The organism is Pseudomonas sp. LB3P25 (genome assembly GCF_054897985.1).
In genome coordinates, this window is the sequence record NZ_CM142711.1 from 4,841,172 (window position 1) to 4,864,527 (window position 23,356).

26 protein-coding genes and 4 pseudogenes are annotated in these 23,356 nt (G+C 55.2%); 5 read left to right on the top strand and 25 right to left on the bottom strand.

Annotated features, from left to right (window positions below; translation table 11 throughout):
• Nucleotides 1-4: 4 nt before the first annotated feature.
• The 5 genes from ACYZTW_RS22100 to ACYZTW_RS22120 form a co-directional block, all read right to left on the bottom strand.
• On the bottom strand, nucleotides 5-346 hold the full coding sequence (locus ACYZTW_RS22100; RefSeq protein WP_462001803.1) for a hypothetical protein: 342 nt from the start codon (nucleotides 344-346) through the stop codon (nucleotides 5-7).
• Between the two features lie 154 nt (nucleotides 347-500).
• Nucleotides 501-2,042, bottom strand: a complete 1,542-nt coding sequence (gene gapS1, locus ACYZTW_RS22105) for a GapS1 family protein (RefSeq protein ID WP_462001804.1) — start codon at nucleotides 2,040-2,042, stop codon at nucleotides 501-503.
• A gap of 349 nt (nucleotides 2,043-2,391) precedes the next feature.
• Entirely contained in the window at nucleotides 2,392-2,610 is a 219-nt protein-coding gene (locus ACYZTW_RS22110; protein ID WP_462001805.1) for a tautomerase family protein, read from the bottom strand.
• Between the two features lie 30 nt (nucleotides 2,611-2,640).
• A complete protein-coding gene (locus ACYZTW_RS22115; RefSeq protein WP_462001806.1) occupies nucleotides 2,641-3,747 on the bottom strand; it encodes an alkene reductase in 1,107 nt (368 codons plus the stop codon).
• A 44-nt stretch (nucleotides 3,748-3,791) separates the two neighbouring features.
• On the bottom strand, nucleotides 3,792-4,124 hold the full coding sequence (locus ACYZTW_RS22120) for a carboxymuconolactone decarboxylase family protein (protein ID WP_462001807.1): 333 nt from the start codon (nucleotides 4,122-4,124) through the stop codon (nucleotides 3,792-3,794).
• Nucleotides 4,125-4,374: 250 nt separating this feature from the next.
• Here ACYZTW_RS22120 and ACYZTW_RS22125 point away from each other — a divergent pair.
• Nucleotides 4,375-4,814: pseudogene (locus tag ACYZTW_RS22125) on the top strand (cation:proton antiporter domain-containing protein); the annotation flags it as partial.
• Nucleotides 4,815-4,850: 36 nt separating this feature from the next.
• Here the strand turns inward: ACYZTW_RS22125 and ACYZTW_RS22130 are convergent.
• The 19 genes and pseudogenes from ACYZTW_RS22130 to ACYZTW_RS22220 all read right to left on the bottom strand — a co-directional run bounded on the left by ACYZTW_RS22130 (nucleotide 4,851) and on the right by ACYZTW_RS22220 (nucleotide 19,381).
• Nucleotides 4,851-5,180 (bottom strand): thioredoxin family protein, encoded by a 330-nt coding sequence (locus ACYZTW_RS22130; RefSeq protein ID WP_462001808.1) that lies wholly within the window; start codon nucleotides 5,178-5,180, stop codon nucleotides 4,851-4,853.
• Between the two features lie 63 nt (nucleotides 5,181-5,243).
• Entirely contained in the window at nucleotides 5,244-5,942 is a 699-nt protein-coding gene (locus tag ACYZTW_RS22135; RefSeq protein ID WP_462001809.1) for a DsbA family oxidoreductase, read from the bottom strand.
• Between the two features lie 3 nt (nucleotides 5,943-5,945).
• Nucleotides 5,946-6,536 carry a TetR/AcrR family transcriptional regulator gene (locus ACYZTW_RS22140; protein WP_462001810.1) on the bottom strand — a complete coding sequence of 197 codons (591 nt, stop codon included), beginning with the start codon at nucleotides 6,534-6,536 and terminating at the stop codon, nucleotides 5,946-5,948.
• Between the two features lie 106 nt (nucleotides 6,537-6,642).
• Nucleotides 6,643-7,416: an SDR family NAD(P)-dependent oxidoreductase gene (locus tag ACYZTW_RS22145; protein WP_462001811.1), complete on the bottom strand. Its 774-nt coding sequence runs from the start codon at nucleotides 7,414-7,416 to the stop codon at nucleotides 6,643-6,645.
• Between the two features lie 95 nt (nucleotides 7,417-7,511).
• Entirely contained in the window at nucleotides 7,512-8,066 is a 555-nt protein-coding gene (locus ACYZTW_RS22150; RefSeq protein WP_462001812.1) for an OsmC family protein, read from the bottom strand.
• 384 nt (nucleotides 8,067-8,450) lie between these two features.
• Nucleotides 8,451-9,026: a TetR/AcrR family transcriptional regulator gene (locus ACYZTW_RS22155; RefSeq protein ID WP_462001813.1), complete on the bottom strand. Its 576-nt coding sequence runs from the start codon at nucleotides 9,024-9,026 to the stop codon at nucleotides 8,451-8,453.
• 404 nt (nucleotides 9,027-9,430) lie between these two features.
• Complete coding sequence (locus ACYZTW_RS22160) at nucleotides 9,431-11,332, bottom strand: potassium transporter Kup (protein ID WP_462001814.1); 1,902 nt, start codon at nucleotides 11,330-11,332, stop codon at nucleotides 9,431-9,433.
• Nucleotides 11,333-11,608: 276 nt separating this feature from the next.
• On the bottom strand, nucleotides 11,609-12,829 hold the full coding sequence (gene arsJ / locus ACYZTW_RS22165; protein ID WP_462001815.1) for an organoarsenical effux MFS transporter ArsJ: 1,221 nt from the start codon (nucleotides 12,827-12,829) through the stop codon (nucleotides 11,609-11,611).
• A 9-nt stretch (nucleotides 12,830-12,838) separates the two neighbouring features.
• A complete protein-coding gene (locus tag ACYZTW_RS22170) occupies nucleotides 12,839-13,843 on the bottom strand; it encodes an ArsJ-associated glyceraldehyde-3-phosphate dehydrogenase (RefSeq protein ID WP_462001816.1) in 1,005 nt (334 codons plus the stop codon).
• Nucleotides 13,844-13,866: 23 nt separating this feature from the next.
• Nucleotides 13,867-14,379: a cyclin-dependent kinase inhibitor 3 family protein gene (locus tag ACYZTW_RS22175; protein ID WP_462001817.1), complete on the bottom strand. Its 513-nt coding sequence runs from the start codon at nucleotides 14,377-14,379 to the stop codon at nucleotides 13,867-13,869.
• A 12-nt stretch (nucleotides 14,380-14,391) separates the two neighbouring features.
• Nucleotides 14,392-15,108 (bottom strand): arsenical resistance protein ArsH, encoded by a 717-nt coding sequence (arsH, locus tag ACYZTW_RS22180; protein WP_069557024.1) that lies wholly within the window; start codon nucleotides 15,106-15,108, stop codon nucleotides 14,392-14,394.
• Nucleotides 15,101-16,174: an ACR3 family arsenite efflux transporter gene (arsB, locus tag ACYZTW_RS22185; protein WP_462001818.1), complete on the bottom strand. Its 1,074-nt coding sequence runs from the start codon at nucleotides 16,172-16,174 to the stop codon at nucleotides 15,101-15,103. Before arsB ends, arsH begins: the two co-directional genes overlap by 8 nt.
• 17 nt (nucleotides 16,175-16,191) lie before the next feature.
• The gene (locus ACYZTW_RS22190; protein WP_462001819.1) at nucleotides 16,192-16,662 is read right to left on the bottom strand and encodes an arsenate reductase ArsC; all 471 of its coding nucleotides are present in this window, start codon (nucleotides 16,660-16,662) and stop codon (nucleotides 16,192-16,194) included.
• 27 nt (nucleotides 16,663-16,689) lie between these two features.
• Nucleotides 16,690-17,061, bottom strand: a complete 372-nt coding sequence (locus tag ACYZTW_RS22195; RefSeq protein ID WP_462001820.1) for a metalloregulator ArsR/SmtB family transcription factor — start codon at nucleotides 17,059-17,061, stop codon at nucleotides 16,690-16,692.
• 9 nt (nucleotides 17,062-17,070) lie between these two features.
• Nucleotides 17,071-17,484: an arsenate reductase ArsC gene (locus tag ACYZTW_RS22200; RefSeq protein ID WP_462001821.1), complete on the bottom strand. Its 414-nt coding sequence runs from the start codon at nucleotides 17,482-17,484 to the stop codon at nucleotides 17,071-17,073.
• Between the two features lie 470 nt (nucleotides 17,485-17,954).
• Nucleotides 17,955-18,191, bottom strand: coding sequence for a hypothetical protein (locus ACYZTW_RS22205; protein WP_462005819.1), 237 nt, complete (start codon nucleotides 18,189-18,191; stop codon nucleotides 17,955-17,957).
• A 42-nt stretch (nucleotides 18,192-18,233) separates the two neighbouring features.
• Nucleotides 18,234-18,563: pseudogene (locus ACYZTW_RS22210) on the bottom strand (LysR substrate-binding domain-containing protein); the annotation flags it as partial.
• Nucleotides 18,526-18,774, bottom strand: coding sequence for a LysR substrate-binding domain-containing protein (locus tag ACYZTW_RS22215; protein WP_462005820.1), 249 nt, complete (start codon nucleotides 18,772-18,774; stop codon nucleotides 18,526-18,528). The pseudogene ACYZTW_RS22210 and the gene ACYZTW_RS22215, both read right to left, overlap by 38 nt.
• 352 nt (nucleotides 18,775-19,126) lie before the next feature.
• Complete coding sequence (locus ACYZTW_RS22220; RefSeq protein ID WP_462001822.1) at nucleotides 19,127-19,381, bottom strand: hypothetical protein; 255 nt, start codon at nucleotides 19,379-19,381, stop codon at nucleotides 19,127-19,129.
• Nucleotides 19,382-19,453: 72 nt separating this feature from the next.
• Between ACYZTW_RS22220 and ACYZTW_RS22225 the strand changes: the two are divergent.
• Both ACYZTW_RS22225 and ACYZTW_RS22230 read left to right on the top strand, forming a co-directional pair.
• A pseudogene (locus tag ACYZTW_RS22225) lies at nucleotides 19,454-20,250 on the top strand (tyrosine-type recombinase/integrase); the annotation flags it as partial.
• Nucleotides 20,251-20,543: 293 nt separating this feature from the next.
• Nucleotides 20,544-20,787, top strand: a pseudogene (locus tag ACYZTW_RS22230) (site-specific integrase); the annotation flags it as partial.
• A 63-nt stretch (nucleotides 20,788-20,850) separates the two neighbouring features.
• On the opposite strand, the gene ACYZTW_RS22235 reads toward ACYZTW_RS22230, so the two are convergent.
• The gene (locus tag ACYZTW_RS22235; protein WP_462001823.1) at nucleotides 20,851-21,777 is read right to left on the bottom strand and encodes a LysR family transcriptional regulator; all 927 of its coding nucleotides are present in this window, start codon (nucleotides 21,775-21,777) and stop codon (nucleotides 20,851-20,853) included.
• Between the two features lie 96 nt (nucleotides 21,778-21,873).
• Between ACYZTW_RS22235 and ACYZTW_RS22240 the strand changes: the two genes are divergently transcribed.
• Both ACYZTW_RS22240 and ACYZTW_RS22245 read left to right on the top strand, forming a co-directional pair.
• Nucleotides 21,874-22,440, top strand: coding sequence for an NADPH-dependent FMN reductase (locus ACYZTW_RS22240; RefSeq protein WP_462001824.1), 567 nt, complete (start codon nucleotides 21,874-21,876; stop codon nucleotides 22,438-22,440).
• Nucleotides 22,441-22,472: 32 nt separating this feature from the next.
• A complete protein-coding gene (locus tag ACYZTW_RS22245) occupies nucleotides 22,473-23,312 on the top strand; it encodes a pirin family protein (protein ID WP_462001825.1) in 840 nt (279 codons plus the stop codon).
• Nucleotides 23,313-23,356 lie beyond the last annotated feature (44 nt).

Consider the following 23,356-nt stretch of genomic DNA (forward strand, 5'->3'; position numbering starts at 1 on the left):
GGAATCAAACGCGAGGGGGTCGCCATACCCCGGATGGGGTCTGAAAAGGTAGGGAATCGCTGAGGAAGAAAAGCGCTACGGGGCTGAATATGGTTACCGGAGGCTTGAAGATCGAGACTTGCAGCATGCTGCCCGTCTTGCATTCTTGGCCCGGCTTACAAGGTTTGCCGTGCTCGGTAGGGCTTTTCATGTCGTTACAGCAGTCCATGCCCATGTCATCCATCATCGCCATGCCCATTGCCTTCATTGGGCACGGTTCTGTTGGTGCCTGAACACCCGCCATCCCGCTGAGGGGAAGCGCCAGGCTGATCAAGAAGATGAGGCAAAACCGCAGATAGCGTTTCATGGGCTGGAGTGTAGTCGCTGCAAATGGCTCTTACAATTGGATGAATGTTCTCAGCGGTCTATCGAAAGGCCCTAATCTAAGCGATATCACTGGACCTAAATTAAGCCAGCATTATCAGCGCGAAATTGAAGTGATTGACGAATTGCGTCCCGATTTATTTGTGCGCCGCTGTCTCGGGCTGAGCAGGAAACGCAACGCGCATTTCATCCACCATCGATTTGAGGATTTCTCGTAATGGTTGCTCTCTGCCCAGTTGCTTCGACCACTCATGGATATGCAGCTCGAAATTGAATTTTTGGGTCATCCGCTCAGAATCAGCTTGTTTAGCCTTCTCCAAGGCTTCTACTAAACGAATTTTTTTGCTTGCTACCAGACTAATCAGCTCTTCAAATTCATGAATCGTGAGGAAGTAAATATTTTCGACGGGGATCAAATGTTGCTCAGCATATGTGGATCGAATTTTTTCGAGCACTGCATCTCCTACAACGGCTGCGAAAGTAACTCCGTTCCCGATGTACAGATCTTTGTATGTAACAGCCAGAAGGTAGGTAGAGGAGCGCTGACGAATCACGGGATGATCACCGCCCATCGAAGCGATTCGAGCAGCAACCTCATGCCCTTGTTCGAAAGCTTTAATCAAGGACGTTTGGGTCGCTCGACGAACATCCCCCCGTTGAAACGCAACCATACCCCGCTGCGCCATTTCCACACCTTTGGCGTCGATCAGCACATTCGAATCACCATCAGCAACAATGAAATCGACGACTTTCCCTTGACCAGGCAGGACCAGATTCAATTCGCTCTCATTGGCTGCCGGGAGCCCTGACTTGCTCAACCAGTCGCCTACATATTTTTCAAACGACTTTCCAAAAGCGTTATTGAACCCGTCTACGTCAGCTCGCTTGAGGTAGTCGTAGATGAAGTGTCCCAAGGATCGCTCAAGAACATGAGGGGACACACACAAATATTCGGAGCGAACCTTGATGAATGGGAATTTTAGGAAGGGCGTTTGCTGCAAATACTCGTTCGGGTGGCGTCCGTCCTTGTCTACCTCTTCTAAGGTGCGATGCAAATCTCCAACTGCGACAGAAATGGTACGTAGATAGGCGTCAACAGCCATCGGTGTAAAGGCTGGACAGAGACCAAAAAGAGTGGCTCGCTGAAGTACAGGACCACTTTTCTTCGTGCTAGCAAGGACCGCAAAAGAAAGACGCAGAAAGTCCTGTATGGAAACCCCGGTGCCATTCAGGAAACGAGTTTTGAAATAATGATTTTCCGGGACTTTTGCGAACAAAAGCTCCTGACGAGCAATATCAACCAAGCCGCCCTCTGTCTGATGAAAAAACTGCTGGTAGGCCACCGCCCGGAAAAAAAGCCGTACGTCATCATACTCATCGGGCATGCTCCCGGTCTCGGTCAGGTCGAGAACCTTCTGTAACAGGTCGATCATCTCCTTCTGAGAAATTGGTGGCCGCCCCAGCGGGTTATTGGCCAACGGATCGAGAAAGGTCCACTTAATAAGCAGCATGATCAACCATGGCTGCTTCGATGCTTGCTCAAAGTGATCTTTGGCGGGAGCGTATAGATACTCCAATACGGCCCCCAAAATGCTCAACGCATCATAACGTCGAATAACGCCTTGAATTGCCCTAAATCCCTCATCGAAACTGTGCGCTCGGATTGGTGGCTTTGCCATGAAAGAAGCATCCTTGTTTATTGCAAATGACTGATGTTCGCATCAGCACAGAGCACAGCAGTATAGATTTCAACTCTGGGATTGGGACTGTCACACCGAGCTAAGAAATGATTGAAGTCCAAAGCACGCCTACGTCACTCACCCATAGGACTATAGGAGTACCGGTACAAATCAATAACAATCCGCCAGCGGTGCGGCAATCACGGTCGCCAACGAGTTACCACCGTTGAAGATGTCCAAGGCCTTGGGCACTTGTTTGGCAGTTCATACAGAAGGCAAAAACCGCCCTGGTCGTTGAGCATCAATACACTCAACGACTAGGGAGCCAATCATTTGAAGGTGAATCCTTTTATTGACCTGCTTGCAGCTTCAGTACTTCCTGCGCAGTCACAGGGTTGCCGGCAATTCCCCAATCTCCGCTCTTAATCTCTTCGAAGATGACCCAAGTAAGGGCGCGCATGTTTTCGCCTTCCACCGACACCATGGCGTCAGTCACTTTGCGTATAACCTCAGCTTTTTGCTCGTCGGTAAAAACGCCTTCAATGCCTCTGATACTCACGAGTGGCATGGTGTGCTCCTGAATGTTTGAAAAGGAATGTCAGGCTGTGGCCGCTGCATATTCCGGATAGTCGGTGTAACCCTTATCAATCGAATCGCTGACGCCGTAGTAGGTCGTGCGATCGCCCTCGGCCAATGGCCAACCGTTCTGCATACGCTCTACCAGATCAGGGTTGGCAATGTAGGCGGTGCCGAAAGCGATCAGGTCGAGTTCACCTTTGGCCAGTTCAGACTCTGCGATCTCTTTGGTGAAGCCGCCGGCAGCCATCAAGGTGCCTTTGTAGGCTTCGCGGAATGCAGCGCCGAAACCCGGAGGTGTTTGCGCGGCGACGATGGTCGGTTGGTAGTTCAAGTGAACGAACGCCAGTTCGCGGTCATTGAGCGCAGCCGCCATGCTCATCCAGGTTTCTTCTTCGCCTTCGTACACACCGAAGTCATACAGGCGGCCAAACGGCGAGAACCGTACACCAATCTTCGAGCTACCGATTTCGGCAGCAATTGCGTCAATGGTTTCCAGCAGGAATCGCTGGCGATTGGCGATGGAGCCACCGTACTGGTCGGTGCGAGTGTTCAAGGAGCTGCTAAGGAACTGATCGAACAGGAAGCCGTTGGCGGCCATGATTTCGATACCGTCAAAACCGGCGTCCATCGCCATGCGCGCAGATTTCACGAAGTCCGCGATGATGCGTTTCACTTCGTTAGTTTCCAATGCACGTGGTGCGCTGGGTTGAACCGGGCCGGATTTGCCAGGCTCGATCCAGGCATACACCGTGGTATCAACCGCAGGCACCGTACCCGAGGAGACCGGCACCATGCCATGCATCGAGAGATGGGACATGCGGCCTACGTGCCAGAGCTGCGCAAAAATCTTCCCGCCCTTGGCATGCACGGCGTCGGTGACTTTGCGCCAGCCTGGCAAGTGTTCATTAGCGTAAATGCCCGGGGTGTAAAGATAGCCGCGAGCCTCATCGGAAATCGGCAGGCCTTCAGTGATCAGTAAGCCGGCGGAAGCACGTTGTGCGTAATACATCGCGTTGGACTCATTTGGAATGTTATCCAGAGTTCGGGTGCGAGTCATTGGCGCCATAACGACACGGTTCTTCAGCGCAGAGCCGGACAGATCGTAAGGGGTGAACAGCTTATTCATGATTAATCTCAACGTCGTTGACGGGTAGAAGGTCGGCGCTTGATTTAGGATTTGTCGAACGCGTCGAGCACGTGAGTGCTGTAAACCAATGCGGCACCGGCATTCATGTTGATTGCTACGCCCAGTGCTTCAGCCACTTCTTCACTGGTGACTCCGAGTTTCTTTGCCTCTGCGGCGTGAAAGGCGATGCAACCGTCGCAACGGGTGGTCACGGCCACGGCCAAGGAGATCAGCTCGCGGGTCTTTGCGTCCAGATGATTGGTTTTGCCACCGGCAGCGCCGAGCGAAGCCATGCCTTTCATAGTTTCCGGCGTAAGGCCGTTGAGTTCAACCAGACGAGTGTTGATGTCTTTGCGGGTTTGCTTCCAATCTTGCATGGGGATTCTCACAGGGATATGGATGGTGGTAGTTGGAGTGATATTTGAAACTTGTCAACAAGCTACCATCCAGTTGGTAGGCATACAACGCAATGGTGATGATTTTTACTATTAATGCAAATTAAGGTATTGGTAGACACGCCCTTAAACACTGGGAAAATCGCTTCGAGGACATTGACCGAGCCGTTGATTGCCAGCGCCGCTTGCTGACACGCATCGTCGACACTCTCCTCCTGCACGGTCGACGCTGCTCGCCGTGCGGTTGGAACTGGGTCCAGTGCTGGGCTATCTACTGGGCGGCTGCCTGATCGGCCGATGGGACCTGAAGCTGGTAACGGATGTGGTATCCATCCTGCATTTTGCTGAAATCGGCGTGGTCCTGATGCTGTTCATCATTGGCCTCGAACTTGATCCCAAGCGCCTATGCGCCATGCGCCGCATGGTGTTCGGTGGCGGTGCGCTGCAAATGCTGGCATGTGGTTTGCCAATTGCCGTGTTTTGCGCCCCACTGGGCCCGAACTGGACAGCGGCGCTGTTGGTGGGTTTGACATCCAATGCGACCGCCATGCAGGCCATGAACGAGCGCAACATGATCCCGACCGTCGTGGGTCGCAGCAGCTTCGCCGTGCTGTTGTTCAGGACATCGCGGCGATTCCGCTGGTCGCGATAATTCCACTGTTGGCCGCAAATGCAACCTGCAACTGATCGATGAAGGAGGAGGCTCGATTAACGGGCCTCTTCCAACACCGCCAGTATTACTTTCTTCAGGGCTGTGACTGAACGAGATCCAGGCATGACCCGCAAAAGCCGGCCGTGGTGGAACACCGCCAAGGAAGGCACCGCGCGAATGCCATATATCTGCGCGATCGTCGGCGACACCGCTACGTCTATCTTTCCAAAAACTGCCAAGGAGTGAAGCTTTTCTTCCAAGGCATGAAAAACCGGCTTCATCTCCTGACAAGGCTTGCACCAGGACGCTGAAAACACCACAACACTGCTGCCTTTGGCAACAAAGCGGGCGAACTGTGGAGCGCTTAACTCAACGATTCGGCTCATCGGGACCTCATGTTCAAGGCTAAGCGAAGGCGGCACTACTGAGTGCCGCACAACCGCTGGCCATCAAATTTTGCAGCCATCGATACCACAGACCTGGCCGGTGAACGGGTCACCCTCGACCTCTGTCTTCGCCTGCATTTTATTCAGCGCTTCGAGAAAAACGGCCTCAGGCTGAGCGCCCGACAGCGAGAACTCGTTGTTGAATACGAACATCGGCACGCCAGCCCCCAATTGCGCGGCGAAATGCTCATCCTCTTCCATCTCTACGCGCAGTTCTACGGATGACCATGCCAGTCGAATTGATTCCTCCGATACACCCACCGCCCGTGCTATCGCCTCCAGACTGGACCGATCAAAGAGCGACTTGCCGTGGGTGGTGCTTTGCTCATACAACGCCTCCACGAGACGCTGCTTCACTACCGGGTCTAAAACCGCTTTGACCAGAACATGGGCGTCCGCTGTGTCGCCGAAAAGCATGGTATCAAAGCGATAATCAACGCCATCGGCCAGAGCGTATTTGAGCACTGTGCTCATCATCGCCTCAGCGGTGTCCACGTTACCGAGCTTGCGTTTAAGGGCTGCGAGCATTGGCTCCGCCGCATGATTTGCCGCCAGACGATAGGCGCGTACGTTTATCTGTACAGCGTCTTTTTCAGCAAAGTGATCGAGCGCTTTCTCAAAACGACGCTTGGCAATCCAGCACCAGGGGCAAACAAAATCAGACCAGATGTCGACTACGTATTTTTTCGAAGCGGTTTGCATAACTCATCCTGCGCGAAGAAATGAAGACGGCTTTGCCAGAGTTTCAAGCACGTGGTTGAAGCCAGCCAAAGGGTCGATTGATCGGCCTAATGTCCAATCGATGAGGCTTGCGCCCTCCAGCGTGCTCAGCAGCATGAAGGCGTACTCCTCAACGGGTTTGTCCAACGACCAGTTGTGCTGCCGGACTGCGTCATTAAGGGTGCTTTGGAGCCAGTCAAGCTGGGACTCAAAGAACTCCCGAGTGAGTCCTTGTAGCGATAATGGCAATGCGGCCATTTCCGCCGCTAACGCACCGCACAATGGCAACAACCGCTCATTGGCGCTGATAATGAAAAGCCCGGAAAAATCATGAAGCCGAAGCAGCGGATCGGCATGCATGGCTTCGATTGAACCAAGCGTCTCTCTGAAGCGATTGATGTAATCCTTGATCAGCTCGGCGCCCAGGCATTCCTTGGTCGGGAAGTGGTGGTGAATACTGGCTTTTCTGATGCCGATCTGCGCCGCGAGATCGGCGTAACTGAACGCTGAATAGCCTTTGGAGCGCATCTGTGTTTCCGCGACATTCAACAGTGCGGCTTTTGTCGTGATAGACATTGAAGACTCCTTCGGCCAGCATTCAGCCGCTTTTCAGCTAGGGCTGCGATACTGTGAAAGCGCCCCCGAGGAGGGCACTTCCATCACGCTGCGCTTGCCACTGTAGTCAGGCACGTACAGCCATGATCCCGGCATCCACGTCCCAGATGGCGCCTGTCACCCAAGATGTCTTGTCCGACAGCAGGAACAGGATGGTGTTGGCGACGTCTTCGGGAACACCGACTCGTCCCAGCGGGTGGAAATCGTTCAGCGACTTCATCGCTTCCGGGATCGCTTCCTTGTCCATGAACCCCTCGTAAATCGAGGTGTGAACAATGCCTGGCGACACCGCATTGACGCGGATACCTGAGTGAGCCAACTCAATTGCCAAGTTTCGCGTCAATGCATGCAAGCCCGCCTTGGCCATGGAGTAGGCGGAAGCAGGTGAACCGGCCAATGCAGCCTGTGCACCGATGGATCCGACATTAACGATTGCCCCTTCGCGCTTGGCAGCGAGCATGTTCTTGACCACGGCCTGGGTGATGAAAAAGGTCGCGCGGTTGAGCGACAGGTACATGTCGTACTCGGCTTCGTCATGCTCGGTGAACGGCTTAGGAATAAAGATCCCGGCCGAGTTCACCATCAGGCTGATGTCGCTGTGCTTGGCGTTGATTTCCTGGCGAACGAAGTTCATGCCTTCTTCAGTCATCAGGTTGGCCACGATCACCGACACTGGCCCCAACGGGCTCAGCTCGTTACGAACGGCGTCCGCCTTATCTTGCTTGCTGCCGGTGAGCACTACGCTACCGCCTGCCTTGAGCACCATGCGCGCCGTTTCCAGGCCCATGCCACTGGTGCCGCCGACGACCAACAGTTTCTTGCCTTTAAAAAAATCGTTCATTACAGACTCCTGGTATCCAGATTTCATAAGGGGCGGCACCAAGGCAGCTCTCCGCCCGGTGCACGCAAGATTTGAATGTCGATGAATAAGGCTAATCAGCCCTCAAGTACTTCGAGGGTCGGCACCATGCGGATAGCTTTCGAGAAGTTGGCGTAGTTGACCGAGGTTTTGAGCACCACGTTGTGAAGCTCTTCAACGCGTTCACGGGAGGCGTCGGTGTGCAGGCGAATCACGACACTCACTTGGTCGTAGCCCGGGTTGACGCTTTCGTCGATGCCCAGAAATCCACGCAGGTCGAGGGTGCCGTCAGTCTCGATTTCCAGGCTGTGAATCTTGATGCCCATCATAGCGGCATTGGCGGCATAACCGACCGACATACAGGCGTTGAGAGCGGCCATCAGCAGTTCCTGCGGGTTAGGCGCGGTGTTCTGCCCCAGCAGTTCGTTCGGCTCATCGGCGACGATTTCGAAATCCCGCGAGTAGGTCTCACCGGCGAGGCTGTAGCGGCTGACCTTCGCCACAGAACGGGTCTGCCCTTTCCACTCGGTCTTCACGTTAAAGCTTGCATGGCGCTTGGTCGCATCCTCAGCAACGCCTTGGGCAAACTGCTGGAGTGCGGCGACATCGATACCATTCAGGTTGTTGCTCATGTGTTCGTTCCTCTTCGGATGGACCGGTGTTTGTCCCGGAAGAAAAACAAGCCTACCAACTAGTTGGTAGCACATCAATAGATTATTTTCTTATAGCCAGCCGTCGAGAAAATCGGCCTCCATGAAAATTTCAGGAATAGTCAGCGCTGTGATAACCATGCAGTTGTTGCTGCTTCATCTCAGCTTTCGTTCACTGCCGGAGGTTTAGAGGAATAGACGCCTACTGTGCGAATGCTAGACGCGACGTAGCCTCGTGCGATCGAGTACCCGGAAAAGACTTCAAAGGATCTGAGCTAAGCGGCTGAAACCACTTGTGAGGCGGGAAAACGGACCGTGCTGGTAACGGCATCGGTCGTTTTAAGAAGCAGAAAAAGGTGATCGAAGTCAATGAGGCGCTTCGGCAACCCGAAGTCCATCTAAAATGAAATCAAATCCGGACGACTGTTCATAATTGTCGTTAAGCGCCCAAGATACAAAGCTGCCGCCTTCCAGCGTATTCAAGATAAACCTGGCAACCTTTACGCTGTCCAGCTCGGCTTTGAGTTCCCCTGCCTCTTGACCTAAAGCGATATTGGCCTGAAGCCAGTTGAGATGGATTTCGAAAAAGTCCCGCGTCATTTCCTTCAGGCTTTCCGGCAAGGCCAGCAACTCCGCCGCCAGGGCGCCGCAGAGCGGAAGCATTGCGTTTTCACTGCTTTGCGCGAACATCACGGCGAAGGCATTGAGCCGATCGATAATGCCGGTATTTTCATCATTGATGCGTTCCAACTGATTCTTGAACCGGAACAGATAACTCTCAACGATGGCAATCGCCAGACTTTCTTTGGTGGGAAAGTGATGGTGAATACTCGCCTTCTTGATGCCGATGTCTTCTGCCAGATCGGCATAGCTGAAGGCTGCATAGCCCATGGTACGCAACAGAATCTCAGCACTGGCAAGGAGGTCGGAACGTGTACTCATAATGCCCTTTCCAAATTTATCAATGCAGCATCATAAATTAGTACTTCTAGGTAAGACAGCATTCGGATTGCACACCTCTGAACCATCCGCCACAACGCATTAACTCTTCTCTAGGTGGTGCCATGTCTGACTCATTTTGCAGACCCTATCTGAATCCGCGTACCGGCCCTTCAGCTGTAGCCAGGCTCGCCGGCAATTCTGGCGCCTTTTTGCTCTAATCGGCACGAGGCAGAGTTTCGTCGGGAGAGCAATGTGCCTGCTGGTGGGTGCTGAGGCAAAGGAGCATCCGTAAATAGGCCCATCGCGAAAGGCAGCAATCGGCTGAGGATTCAACCGGTCGACGCACGCACGGGTATTCTGCCGAATACAACAAGTCCGCCAATGCGGGCTCCCTTGGTAATTTTTTACATCTCGACCTGCGTACCCAGCTCTATCACCCGATTCAACGGCAACTTGAAGTATTTCAGGTTGCTATTGGCGTTCTTGAGCAAAAATGCGAACAGGCTTTCTCGCCAACGGGCCATACCCATGCGTTTGGTGGGGATCACCGTCTCCCGGCTGAGGAAATAGGTCGTGCGCATCGGACTGAAATCCAGCTCAGGCAAGTGACAGAGACTCAACGCCAGGGGGACATCCGGCTCCTCGATAAAACCAAAATGCAGACTGACCCGGAAGAAGCCTTCACCATAGGCTTCAACCTCGAACCGTCGTTCAACACTCACGCGAGGGCTCTCTTCAGACACTACGGTGAGCAATACCACTTGCTCATGCAAAACCTGGTTATGCAGCAGGTTGTGCAGCAGCGCATGAGGAACAGCATCGGCCCTGGCCGTCAGAAACACCGCCGTGCCCTGTACGCGATGGGGAGGTTGCGTACGGATGCTGCCGATGAATAGCGGCAGAGGCAACGCGGTCTCATCCAGCCGTTCAACAATAATCTTCCTGCCCCGTTTCCACGTGGTCATCAAGATGAACAGGCCAATGCCGGCAATCACCGGGAACGCACCGCCTTGAAAAATCTTTGGTGCATTGGCCGCGAAATACAGACCGTCTACCAGCAAAAATCCGAGCAGCATCGGGACGGCCAGCCAGCGCGGCGTTTTCCATAGGAGCAGGACGACAGCCGAGGACAAGATTGTCGTGATCAACATGGTTCCCGTCACCGCGACGCCATAAGCGGCGGCCAAGGCACTGGATGACTCGAAACCAATCACCAGCAGCACGACACCGACCATCAACGCCCAGTTAACCGTGCCGATGTAGATCTGCCCCTGCTCCTGGCTGGAGGTATGCTGGATAAACATGCGAGGGACGTAACCCAGTTGAATGGCCTGGCGGGTCAGAGAGAAAGCACCGGAAATCACTGCTTGAGAAGCGATGATGGTGGCCAGAGTGGAGAGCGCGACCATCGGCAACAGTGCCCAATCAGGTGCTAGCAGATAGAACGGATTGCGCACAGCCTCCGGGCTCTCCAGGATCAAGGCACCCTGGCCAAAATAATTGAGTACCAGCCCCGGCAACACCAAAATGAACCATGCACGAGAAATCGGTTTGCGACCAAAGTGGCCCATGTCGGCATACAGGGCTTCAGCACCCGTCAATGCCAACACGACAGCGCCCAAAATCGCCACACCCATTCCCGGATGAACAACAAAGAACTGCATTGCCCAAGCAGGATTAAGCGCTTGCAGCACTTCGGGACGCTGCAAAATACCGTAGATCCCAAGGGCACCTAACACCACAAACCACAGCACCATGACCGGGCCAAACAGGATGCCGATTCGAGCCGTGCCATGTTTCTGTATCAAGAACAGCGCGACCAGCACGATCACCGACAAGGGCACAACCCAGTGCTCTATTCCGTCAAACGCCAGCTGTAGCCCTTCAACCGCAGAGAGCACCGAAATAGCCGGGGTGATCATGCTGTCCCCGTAAAAAAGTGCCGCACCGAACAGACCGAGCAGAACCAGTACCTTGCTCATGTGCGGATAAGGCGCTGCTGCGCGTCGGGCTAACGCCGTCAACGCCATGATGCCGCCCTCACCCTGGTTATTGGCACGCAGGATGAACAGTACGTATTTGATCGAGACTACCCAGATTAGTGACCAGAAGATCAACGACAGAATGCCGAGTACTCCATCGTGATTTACCTGAACTCCGTAGTGGCCGGAAAACACTTCTTTCAGCGTGTAGAGGGGGCTGGTGCCAATGTCACCGTAAACCACCCCGACAGCAGCGACGAGCAAGCCCACGCCTGAGGTTTTGGATGGGGAGTCTTCGTTTGCAACGGTCGCTGGCTCACTCAAGGGGCGCTTCTCTCAATTAGCGGGGAGTCACTGCACGCCATCCTTGGGCAATACATTTTTCCAGGGCCATCGGAAAAGCAAGGCGCATGGACGATCTAAAAAATCGCGGCCAGTATCGTTGCGGGCAAAAACACCTACCGTAAAGAAATCGTAAAAATATTACGGCAGATATCCGTTCAAACGATTGCTTAGAGGGTGACTCTTTTTGATCCCAGCCACGGCCTGGCACTACTGCGAGCAAAATGGATGAGATAGATCAGACGCTTGTGAACAACTTCACATCGCCTCGGCATGCCTCGGCAACCCGATAGAAATCAGTGCGGCGAGCAGCACGAAGGTGCTCGATATCCATAAGCACGCCCCCAGCCCATACACCTGATAAACCCAGCCGGAGAGCACCGTGCCGATCAGTCGTCCCATAGCGTTCGACATGTAATAAAACCCCACGTCCAGCGAAACGCCGTCTTCCTTGGCGTAGGACACGATCAGATAGCTGTGCAGCGACGAATTCACCGCGAACAGCGCGCCAAAGACCATTAAACCGCCGAGCAGCACCATCTGCTGCGACAAACCAGTGTTCAGCCCGAGAGCGATCGCCGCAGGCAAGCCTGCCAGTGCAAGTGCCCACACAAATGCCGCACGACCATCCGGTACGTGCCCACGTTTCTTGCCGGTGATGTTGGGCGCGAAGGATTGCACGATGCCGTAGCCAATCACCCAGGCAGCGAGGAAGCCGCCAACCTCCCAGAAGTCCCAGCCGAAGACACTACTCAGGTACACCGGCAAGGCCACCACAAACCAGACATCGCGGGCGCCGAACAGGAACATTCGGGCCGCTGAGAGGATATTGATCGCCCGACTCTTGGACAGGATGTCGCGAAATTTTGGCTTGGCTTTGGCCTTGCCCAGGTCCTTCTTCAACAGAATCAAGCTGCTGATCCAGATCAGCGCCAGGACACCCGCCATGGCCAGCAAGGCGCCTTTGAAGCCGATCAAGGCCAGCAAGGCTCCGCCAAGAAAGAAGCCGACACCCTTGAGTGCGTTCTTCGAGCCGGTGAGGATCGCCACCCACTTGTAGAGCTTGCCCTGCTGCCCATCCGGAACCAGAAGCTTGATGGAGCTTTTGGCACTCATCTTGTTCAGGTCTTTGGCAATTCCCGACAGCGCCTGGGCCCCCATCACCCAAGGGATGGTTAGCCAGGCTACCGGAACCGTCAGCATCAACAGCGCCGCGACCTGGATGCCCAGCCCGATGTTCATGGTTCGGTTCAGCCCCAGCCGGGCGCCGAGGTAGCCACCCACCAGGTTGGTGATCACGCCAAAAAGCTCGTAGAACAGGAACAATGCGGCGATTTGCAGTGGGCTGTAGCCCAACGCGTGAAAGTGCAGCACCACCAACATGCGCAACGCGCCGTCGGTGAGGGTGAAGGCCCAGTAGTTGCCCGTGACGAGCAGGTACTGCCGCACTTCCGGAGCGAGGGCTGACAACGCTTTCATGACCGCTCCTTAGACTGCCAGACCGACCATTTTGGCCAGCTCGACGGTACGGTTCGCATAGCCCCATTCGTTGTCGTACCAGGCATAGAGTTTGACTTGGGTGCCATTGATGACCATGGTCGACAACGCATCAATGATCGATGAGCGCGGGTCGGTACGGTAGTCGATGGACACCAGCGGGCGCTCCTCGAAACCGAGGATGTCTTTCAGCTCATTCTCGGAAGCGTCCTTGAGGAACTGGTTCACTTCTTCAACAGTGGTGGCACGCTCGACCTCGAAGACACAATCGGTCAGCGAAGCATTGGCCAGCGGCACGCGTACGGCGTGACCATTCAGGCGCCCACGCAACTCCGGGAAGATTTCGGCAATGGCGGTGGCCGATCCGGTACTGGTTGGGATCAGGCTCATGCCGGAAGCACGCGCACGGCGCAGATCCTTGTGCGGCTGGTCGAGAATGCTTTGGGTGTTGGTCAGGTCGTGGATGGTGGTGATCGAACCATGACGAATGCCCAGTTTTTCGTGGATCACTTTCACCACTGGCGCCAGACAGTTGGTGGTGCAAGAAGCGGCGGTGACGATGCGATGTTCCGCTGCATTGAACAGCTGATGATTGACGCCCATGACGATGTTCAGCGCGCCTTTTTCCTTCACCGGAGCGCTGACCACCACGCGCTTCACGCCTTGGTCGAGGTAAGCCTGAAGCACCGCGACGGTCTTCATCTTGCCGCTGGCTTCAATCACCAGATCGCAGCCCGACCAATCAGTGTCGGCAATCGCCTTGTTGGCCGTTACCTTGATTCGTTTGCTGTCGATGACGATGCTGTCTCCCTCCGAGTCGGCCGAGTAATTCCAACGGCCATGTACCGAGTCGAAGTTCAGCAGGTGCGCATGAGTCGCCGCGTCACCTGCCGGATCGTTGATCTGCACGAACTCAAACTCTGGCCAGCTCCAGGCTGCTCGCAGAGCGAGGCGACCGATCCGACCAAAACCATTGATGCCAACTTTGATAGCCATGTTGTTGTGCTCTGTATTTGTTGTCAGTAGGAGTTCGACTGGGTGTCGAACTGGCCGATGTATTCGATATGGGCAGGATGCTGAATTGCGCGCGGACGCAACGACTGAACATCGCGGATGGCATCGCTGAATGGCACACCGCTCTCGATCAACAGTTGAGCGGCGACCAAACCGGTACGGCCCGAGCCGCCCTTGCAATGAATGGCGATGGTTTTCCCTTCGGTCAGCAGCTGTTTGAGTCGCGGATGGTGTTGCGCCCATGCGGCTTTGAATGCTTCGCCAGGCGCTTGATCATCTTCTACTGGCAGGTGAAACCACTCGATGCCAAGCATCTGGCACTCTTCGGGCAGCAGGTCGATCTCGTTCTGGAGCAGCTCCTCGGTCGGCATCAGCGTCAGCAACGCCGATGCCCCCGCATCCTTGAGGGTTTGCAGCGCTTCGAATGGTCGGGTGCCCTTCGTGCCTGGGCACGGTGTGAAGATCAACTGGCCATTGAACTGTGCCAGGGGCAGTACGGAATATGGGTGTTGTTGCACGGTGAAAAATCCTCAGATGGAGCGCTGATTGACACGTTTCATGAGTTCTTCCGCTGACTCTTTGCGCTCGGAGTAACGATCAACCAGATAGTCCTGACGGTCGCGAAGCAACAGCGTGAATTTCACCAACTCTTCCATCACATCAACGACACGGTCGTAGAAGGGAGAAGGTTTCATCCGGCCGTTGTCGTCGAATTCCATATAAGCCTTCGGCACGGAGGATTGGTTGGGGATGGTGAACATGCGCATCCAACGTCCCAGCACTCGCAGCTGATTGACCACGTTGAACGACTGCGAGCCACCGCACACCTGCATGACGGCGAGGGTTTTGCCCTGGGTCGGGCGTACCGCACCCATCGCGAGTGGCACCCAGTCGATCTGCGCTTTGAACACTGCGCTCATGGAACCGTGACGTTCTGGAGAGCACCAGACCTGCCCCTCGGACCACAGCATCAGCTCGCGCAGTTCCTTCACACGGGGATGATCGTCGGGAGCGTCGTCTGGCAGCGGCAAGCCTGACGGATTGAAAACCCGCGCCTCGGCGCCGAAGTGCTCCAGCAATCGAGCGGCTTCCTCGACCAGCAGGCGACTGAAGGAGCGCTCTCGGGTCGATCCGTACAGCAGCAAAATGCGTGGCTTATGGATAGAGGTCTTCTCGATGCCCAGCTTGTCAGTCGATGGGAGATCAACCAGTTCGGTATCGAGTTGGGGGATGTGGTCATCAAACATAGTCTTTGTCCTGCGCAACGGCGCTCTTGGATTCATCGAACCAGAGGCATTTCAACCAAAGGGCCACACCGACCAGAGAAATCAGTACCGGTACCTCCACCAGGGGACCAATCACCGTGGCAAAGGCGACCGGGGAAGCCAGGCCGAAGGTGGCAATGGCCACAGCAATCGCCAGTTCAAAGTTGTTGCTTGCGGCTGTGAAAGCCAGTGCGGTGGTGCGCGGATAGTCAGCCTTGAGCAGCTTGCCCATCCAGAAGCTGATGAAAAACATCACCACGAAGTAGATCGTCAGAGGGATCGCGATGCGCAATACATCCAATGGCAATTGCAGCACCGCGTCGCCCTTGAGGCTGAACATGGCTACGATGGTCAACAGCAGTGCCACAAGCGTCAGCGGGCTGATCTTCGGAATGAAACGGTCCTGAAACCAGGCTTCGCCTTTACGGGCGATGAGGATCTTGCGGGTCAGGGAGCCCGCCAGGAACGGCACACCCAGGTAGATCAGAACCGACTCGGCAATGCTGACGAAGTTGGTCTCAATCACACTGCCTTCCAGCCCGAACAGCGGCGGCAACAGCCCCAGGAACACCCAGGCATACACGCTGAAAAACAGGATCTGGAAGATGCTGTTGAACGCCACCAATCCGGCGACATATTGATTGTTGCCACCTGCGATCTGATTCCAGACCAGCACCATCGCGATGCAACGCGCCAATCCGATCAGGATCAGGCCCGTCATGTATTCCGGCTGGTCCCGCAAGAAGATGATCGCCAGTGCGAACATCAACACCGGGCCGATGACCCAGTTCTGGACCAAAGACAAAACGAGGATGCGCTTGTCCTTGAAGACTTCCGGCAGTTCCTCATAACGAACCTTGGCCAGAGGCGGATACATCATCACAATCAAGCCGATTGCGATGGGGACGTTGGTTGTGCCCACAGAAAGACTGTTGAGCCACTGCGGCCAGCCTTCGAACAGGCTCCCCAAACTAATGCCCAAGGCCATGGCGAGAAAAATCCACAGGGTCAGGTATCGGTCCAGGAAGGAAAGGCGGCTTTTACTCATGGTCATTGCTCCTGTGGTTACAGCGTGCCAATCAGGGCCAGCTCTGCCTTGAGCTGTTCGGTACTCAGTTGGGCAAGCGGTAAAGCCAAGAAAGCTTCAATACGGGTTTTGATCTGCTCCAAGGTGGCTTCAAAAGCCGCCTCGATCTCTTCTTGAGTCCCGTGGTATTCCGAAGGGTCAGCCAGCCCCCAGTGGGCCTTAACGGCCGGCCCAAAAAATACCGGGCAGGCTTCACCGGCAGCCTTGTCGCACACCGTGATGACGAAATCAGGTGCCAAGTTCACATGGACATCGCTGGACTTACTGAACAGCCCGAGCGTCGACATACCAGCGTCTTCCAACGTTTTGAGACTCAGCGGATGCACTTCGCCTTTGGGTTGACTGCCCGCGCTGTAGGCTTTCATGCCTTCCAGTGCCAAGTGATTGAAAACCGCCTCACAAAGGATGCTGCGACAGCTATTGGCAGTGCAGAGGAACAGGATTTTCATCGAGCGATCTCGTAGTCGAAGGCGGAATCAGGCGATTTTGCTTTCACAGCACACGGCTGCCCGTTCAGGACGGTCACCCATTTCATCAAGGCGTTTGGCATCAGGGCGCAACCAGTGCTTGTTGCTTTCCAGCACGGTGGTCAGCACTTGATGAACCCAATCAGGGAGATTCGGGTGCAGTCGGTAATACACCCATTGGCCTTGCCGACGGTCCGACAACAGGCCGCAAGTACGCAGCTGCGCCAGGTGCCTGGAAATTTTTGGCTGACTCTCGTTCAACGCGCAGGTCAGCTCGCAAACACAAAGCTCTCCTTCACGGGTGATGAGCATCATCGTGCGGACCCGAGTGTCGTCAGCCAGGCATTTGAAAACAGTGGTCGGTGTCAGATGGTCAGCCATATCGTTTTCTCAGTGTTTGTTTTTGACCAAGACGAACATCTTGATGCGCTCATGAATTTCGTGAAGGGTGTGACGGAAGGCATCGGGTTTGGTGCTGGTGACCGGGTCTTCAAAACTCCAGGCCAATGCCTCACCGGCTCCAGGTAAAGTCAGGCATTGCACTGCGGCTTTATCACACAAGATGATGACGTAATCGAAACGCTCACCACGGAACTCGTCTATCGACTTGCTACGCAATCCTTCGATGCTCACACCGATGTGTGAAAGCGCCTCAATGGTGCGCGGATCGACCTGAGTCGGAGTTGTGCCGGCGCTGAACGCCTCGAAATGCTCTGAGTCGGTATGCCTCAGCAACGCTTGGGCCAACTGGGAGCGTGCAGCGTTGGCGGTACAGACGAACAGGACACGGGCTTTGCTGGTCATTGAGAAGCCTCAGCTTATATACGCTTTAACGAATATATGTTTTTCCGCATACAAGTTAAAGGCTCAGCGGCAAATTAATCCATTAAAGGGATCGGACTCCGCCGACCACCTTCAATGAAAGCTCTGTATTAGGGCGTTATTCAGGTAAATCGCCTTCCGGGTCTCTTCAAATATCTGCGGCGGCGCATATATGGCCTCTGTAATTAATCTGTCACTCACGCAGAAATAGGTCGATCCTTGGTTCAAGGACTACCTGGACATGCAGAAGAAATAAGAAGGTCGCCCCTGACCCGCCCCGGTCATCGAGGGCGGGTTAGGTGGCTGCGCACGCTAGATCGGGTCTTGGCACATCTGATCGGGTCGGCGAAACAACGCAGCCATCCGGGCTGGTTGTCGATCCCGAGTGACGCCAAATGGCCAGAAGCAGCTCTTTATGCCTAGGCGCGCGTTGCTCGTCGCTGCACCTGGCATCAACTGGGTTGATCGACGACCTTAATCTGCGTCAGCCCTACCAGCCCAGCCTGCTCTAAAATCTCCTCCGGCGTTGCGTCCGCAGTGGGCATGATCAGGCTGTTCTCTCCATCCCCAAAATGCAGCTGTAGCAGGTGCATCGCCGCCTCATGGACGGGCAGTTGAGGCTGCTTGAATTCGAAGATGTAAGTGCGGGGCTCGCCGTTGAACAGGTATTCCAGGGTGTAGTTGCGCATGGTGGGATCCTCGTAATAGGAGGGAAGTACTGCGCTGGAACGCTCATCGATGCGTGAGATCAGCAACAGTTCACTGACCATTTCAGCCTGAGCCAGCGGCATGATCCGCACGCCCGGCACCGTCAGACGGGTCATCGTTTCAGGCACGATGCTTAAACCGATACCCGCTGCAACCAGTCCCGGGTTGCTCATCAGAGAAGGCACATACATGATGTTCCCAGGGTGCAGTTGATTTTGTCGGCATGCCTGAAGCGTGTGCGACGTCAAACCGATGCCAGCGGTGTCCTGTAGAAAAACGAACTTCTCATGCCGCAGCATCGCATGGCCAGGTTGCTCAGGCCGGACACCATTTTGTACCCGAAAATGATGCATCGACGTTCTTGCGCAATGCCTCAACCAATAGCGTAAACGCGGGAGACTGCTGACGTCGGCTGGGGAAATAAAGATGGTATCCCGCAAAAAATGGGCACCACTCATCAAGCACCTGAACAAGCTGACCGGATCGCAGTTGTTCCTGCGCAACGTCCTCAAATATAAATGCCAGGCCGAAACCTTCTACCGCCGCTTGTTGCGCCAGGCGCATGTTGTTGAACGTCAGCGGGCCATCAACCCGTACATTCAAGTCACGTCCTTCGGTAATCGCCGCACTCGCGAGCGCACCGCGCTGACCAGATCATGGGTCGCACCCGGGTGAAGCAACTAAGCCCGCTGTTCGATGCCCCCCGGTACGCGGAGCAGTTCATCGAACTTGCCCGCAGGTCCGGCAAATGCCGCGACATGCGGATCAGGGCAAAGCGGACACTGGTGGACGCCCAGGGCGAACCGATCATCAATCCGAAAACGAAAGCGCCAAAGGTTGGGTTTACGGAATGGCCGCCGAAACAAGAAACGCAGGCCGCCTGCCCCATCCTCACTTATTGTGCGGAGTACTGTTTTCAGGCAAAAGGAGCAGGCCCAAGAGTCAAGTCGATGTCTAGCCTCGCCAATGCTCTACCGCGGGCTAACGCCTCTTCGAAGCTGTTGTACTTGGCATTTTCACGGATTGCTTCAACCCGCCTTTCTTTGATCTCAACAGCGATTCTAAGCCCTGTTGGCACAGAATCACTGTCGCTACCCCATTCGAAATCAATCGTCGCTTTAACGCCTCGATGCTCATAGTCAACTGGGTACGGCCTATCCACTAACACCATTTCACTCTCCTTGATCCGGCGTCATGCCGGGCCATCAAGCAATAGCCCACTTCAACGAATCACGCCAGCTGGCGAGGATCCAAACAATTCGAGGGCAAGGCTGTCGACCAGATTACTATCCGGATGATCGCCGAAATGCTGGACGCCATCACGCCACGCTCGGCTAACCAGTCCCGGGCCCTGCTAATCGACATTTTCAACCACGCCGCGGCGAAAGGGCTGTGTCCGGACAACCCGGCGGCAGCACCGTCAACCGTATCGAGAAGAAACAACGCAAGCGCCACACCGTCGAGGGCCTGAAAGCCATTCGGGAGAAGTCGCCGGCCTGGCTGCAGAACGCAATCGACCTGGCCTTGATCACGGCTCAACGCCGCACAGACATCCTCGATATGCGCTTCGACGGCAGTCGGGAGGGTTTCCTGTACGTGGTGCAAAAGAAGACGGCCAAGGCCAGTGACGCGGCGTGGATTCGCTTTCGGGTGACGCCAGAGCTACAGGCGGTCATCAGTCGGTGCCGTGACGATGTCGTCTCGCCGTACCTGGTGCACCGCAAGCCGGATCGCCTGAAACAGAAGCAGGCGCAGACCAAGGACCACTGGACGAAGGTTGAAGAGAGGTATTTGACGCGAGCATTCAAGGACGCCCGAGAGGCGGCGGAATGCTACAAGGGATGGAAGGAAGAGGAGATACCGGGCTTCCACGAAGTGCGAGCGCTGTCACTGCACTTGTACAAGAAAGCCGGTAAGGATGGGCAGAAAATTGCGGGGCATGCGAGCGAGGGCATGACCAAAAACTACCAGCGGGACCACGAGGAAATCGTGTGGTCCGAGGCAATTCCGGACCTGAATATCAGCGAAATTACCGGGTAGTTTTGCGCCAGTTTTGCGCGGGTTTTTGCGCAAGCCTGAAACGAGAATGGGGATCAAGCAGCAAAGTGCTTGATCCCCTTACAAAATATGGTCGGGACGGAGTGATTCGAACACTCGCCCCCTAGCACCCCATCTCCTTTTTCATACTTCTTGAAAGCTTCGAAAATTTTACTCTGGATTTTTCTAAGCCAGTATTTGCTTGAGCTCCAGCGGTGTTCTGCTCTACGAAAGTCCAGGAACGTCCATCAAGAGCCGACGTTTTTGTGGGGGGAAAAGTAGGGGAAACCCATTTCATGGCCAAAATCACCATCACAGAACTCGAGTCGCTGACCGCCAACGATGCCGGCCGGTTCCTCAGGGAGGATGGCAATTTGGCCGGTCGAATCTCGGTCCGTAAGGACGGTGTTTCGGTCAGCTTTTTCTATCGGTGGGGCGACCAGAACAAAGAGTACTTCTGCGGGTCCTGGCCGCGCAAAATCCCTGATGGACATCCGCAAGGCACGCAACCAGGCCCACGCGCTTAATACAGATGACGTGACTAATGGTGGAGGAAATTACTACCCGTCCCGCTGTGTGAAAGTCATAAGCCCAAATACCGTGTCAAACCTGCTCAGGTAAAACCCTTGCTGGGAATGCTTCCACTTTTAGCTTCTCCATCACCAGTCCTATAAAGGCTGATACCGCCAACGGCAAATGTTGCCGACTGGGATAAAGCACATGTAGGCCGTATCCAGTGCGATGGTAATGCGGTAATACAGGCACAAGGCGGCCAGCCTGAAGATCGAAATTAACTATCGTGGGCGGCAGCAACGCAATGCCCAAGCCAGCCACCGTGGCCTTACGCAATGCCTGAGCCGTGTTTCCATTGAAACGGCTGGTAATCTGCACGTCTTCCTCAACACCGTTTGGCCCATTAAGACGCCACGTGGTGACGCCGCTAGGATGACCGAAACTCACACAGTCGTGATTGACCAGATCCTCTAGCGTAGCGGGCACACCTCGGTTATTGAGGTACTTGGGGCTGGCGACCAAACCTTCATTGCCTGCGCCAATGAGTTGGCGACCGACGTATCCCGAATCCTGCAAAGTGCCCCCTCGAAACGCGATGTCGATCCGATCAGCGATTAAATCGGCACGTGCATCACTGAGTACGAAGTCAAGCTGCACCCGTGGATGCATGGCTAGAAAATCGGCCACCCATTCCATAGGGAAGAAGTCGAAGAAATCAGCCATCGCTGCAATGCGCACGATGCCACTGGGCTCCTGGCTTCCCGTCATTAACTGCTGTCCGGCATCGATCAGGCCTTCTACCGCGCCGGAGCACCGGTCATGAAAAGCCTGACCTGAATGGGTAAGTGTGAGCTTGCGCGTGGAGCGCTGCAGCAGCCGTGTGCCGAGCTGCGCCTCGAGTTGTTGAACGCGTCTGCTTAAGGTGTTGGGCGGCATTCCAAGCTGCCGCGCCGCTTCAGCAAAGCTGCCGTTGCGTACCACTTGTACAAACAAGGCGACGTCATTCAGGTCAATCACTTTATCGCCACCCCTTCGTTAAATGGATTGGTTCAATCCAATTATGCCATCTAATAAAGCAATCCGAAGACGCATATCCTTCAGGCATTGCTGCATTTGACCTTCAGTCTGCCGGAACAACCTATGACCTCACCTCTCCCTCTCATCGGCATCGTCGTCGGTTCGGCGCGTGAAGCTCGCTTCGATGAAAAACACGAGCTCTGGATCCACGAGATAGCAAAACAGCGCAAAGATCTCGCCATCGAATTGATCGATCTGTGCGATCACTCGCTGCCCTTCTTCGACGATCCGCAATCGGCATCCTCAGCAGACCAAAGCCGTGCGGGACACCGCTGGGCCGACAGGCTCGCACCGATCGACGGCCTGATCGTGGTCACACCGGAGTACGACCAGGGTACAAGCGCCGAGCTGAAAATAGCCTTCGACATTGCCGGCCAGGAGCTCGGCCGTAAACCGATCGGCTTCGTTGGTTATGGCGGTACTGGTCGCGCCATCGAACAACTGCAGCTGGTGGCCATTGAGTTGCAGATGGCCCCGGTACGCAATGCCGTGCACATCGGCATCGCTGAATTCATCGGCATCTGGCAACAGGGAAAGAACTTCAACGATTACCCGCATCTGGCCCAGGCAGCCAAAGCGCTGCTCGATGACATTGTCTGGTGAGCCCAGGCGCTCAAAACCCCGAGAGAAAACTTATGACCGCCACCGTCGCTGTTCTGCACCGCGCCATTGTCCATCGCACTAAAGGCAGCACCCATGGCCCTATAACGCGGCTTATGAGCCCGGGCGATCTGGGCGAGCTTTTGAAGCCTTTCATTTTCCTTGATATTTTCAGTTTGAACGCCAGTCGCGGTAAGTCCAATTTCGGCATGCACCCGCACTCAGGGATCGCGACGGTTACCTTCATGACCAAAGGCGACGTCGCCTATGAAGACACCACTGGCGCGGCAGGTGTATTGCTTGCCGGTGGTGTTGAGTGGATGCGCGCCGGCAACGGGGTGTGGCACGACGCTACGCTAGCCAATGAGTCCTCAATGCAGGGATTCCAGCTCTGGGTGGCACTACCGCCGTCGTTGGAAAACGCCCCCGCGCTGAGTGTCTATCTTGCGCCCTCCCAAGTTCCGCAATCCGGCCCGGCGCGCGTGCTCCTGGGCCGCTACGGTAATGCGCAGAGCCTGATTGAAGCGCCGAGTGACATGAACTATCTCGCCGTAAATTTGAAAGACGGCGAGCGCTGGCGGTATACCCCGCCGTCCGGACACACCGTGGCCTGGCTCGCGGTTGATGCAGGACGGCTGGACACAGGGGGCCTGATTAATGCCGGCGAACTCGCCGTATTCGAGGAGTCCGAGCAATACATCGATTTCATGGCTCAAGGCGAATGCTCATTCGTACTGGGCTCAGCAGTGAAGCATCCGCACGAACTGGTGACGGGCTACTACTCGGTACACACGAGCAGGGCAGCTCTGGCACAGGGCGAAACTGAGATACAGCGCATCGGCGAACGCCTGCGGCAGGAGGGACGACTGAGCTAACGCCCCATTCGCGCCTCTGGTCGATACAACCCTACGCGAAAATA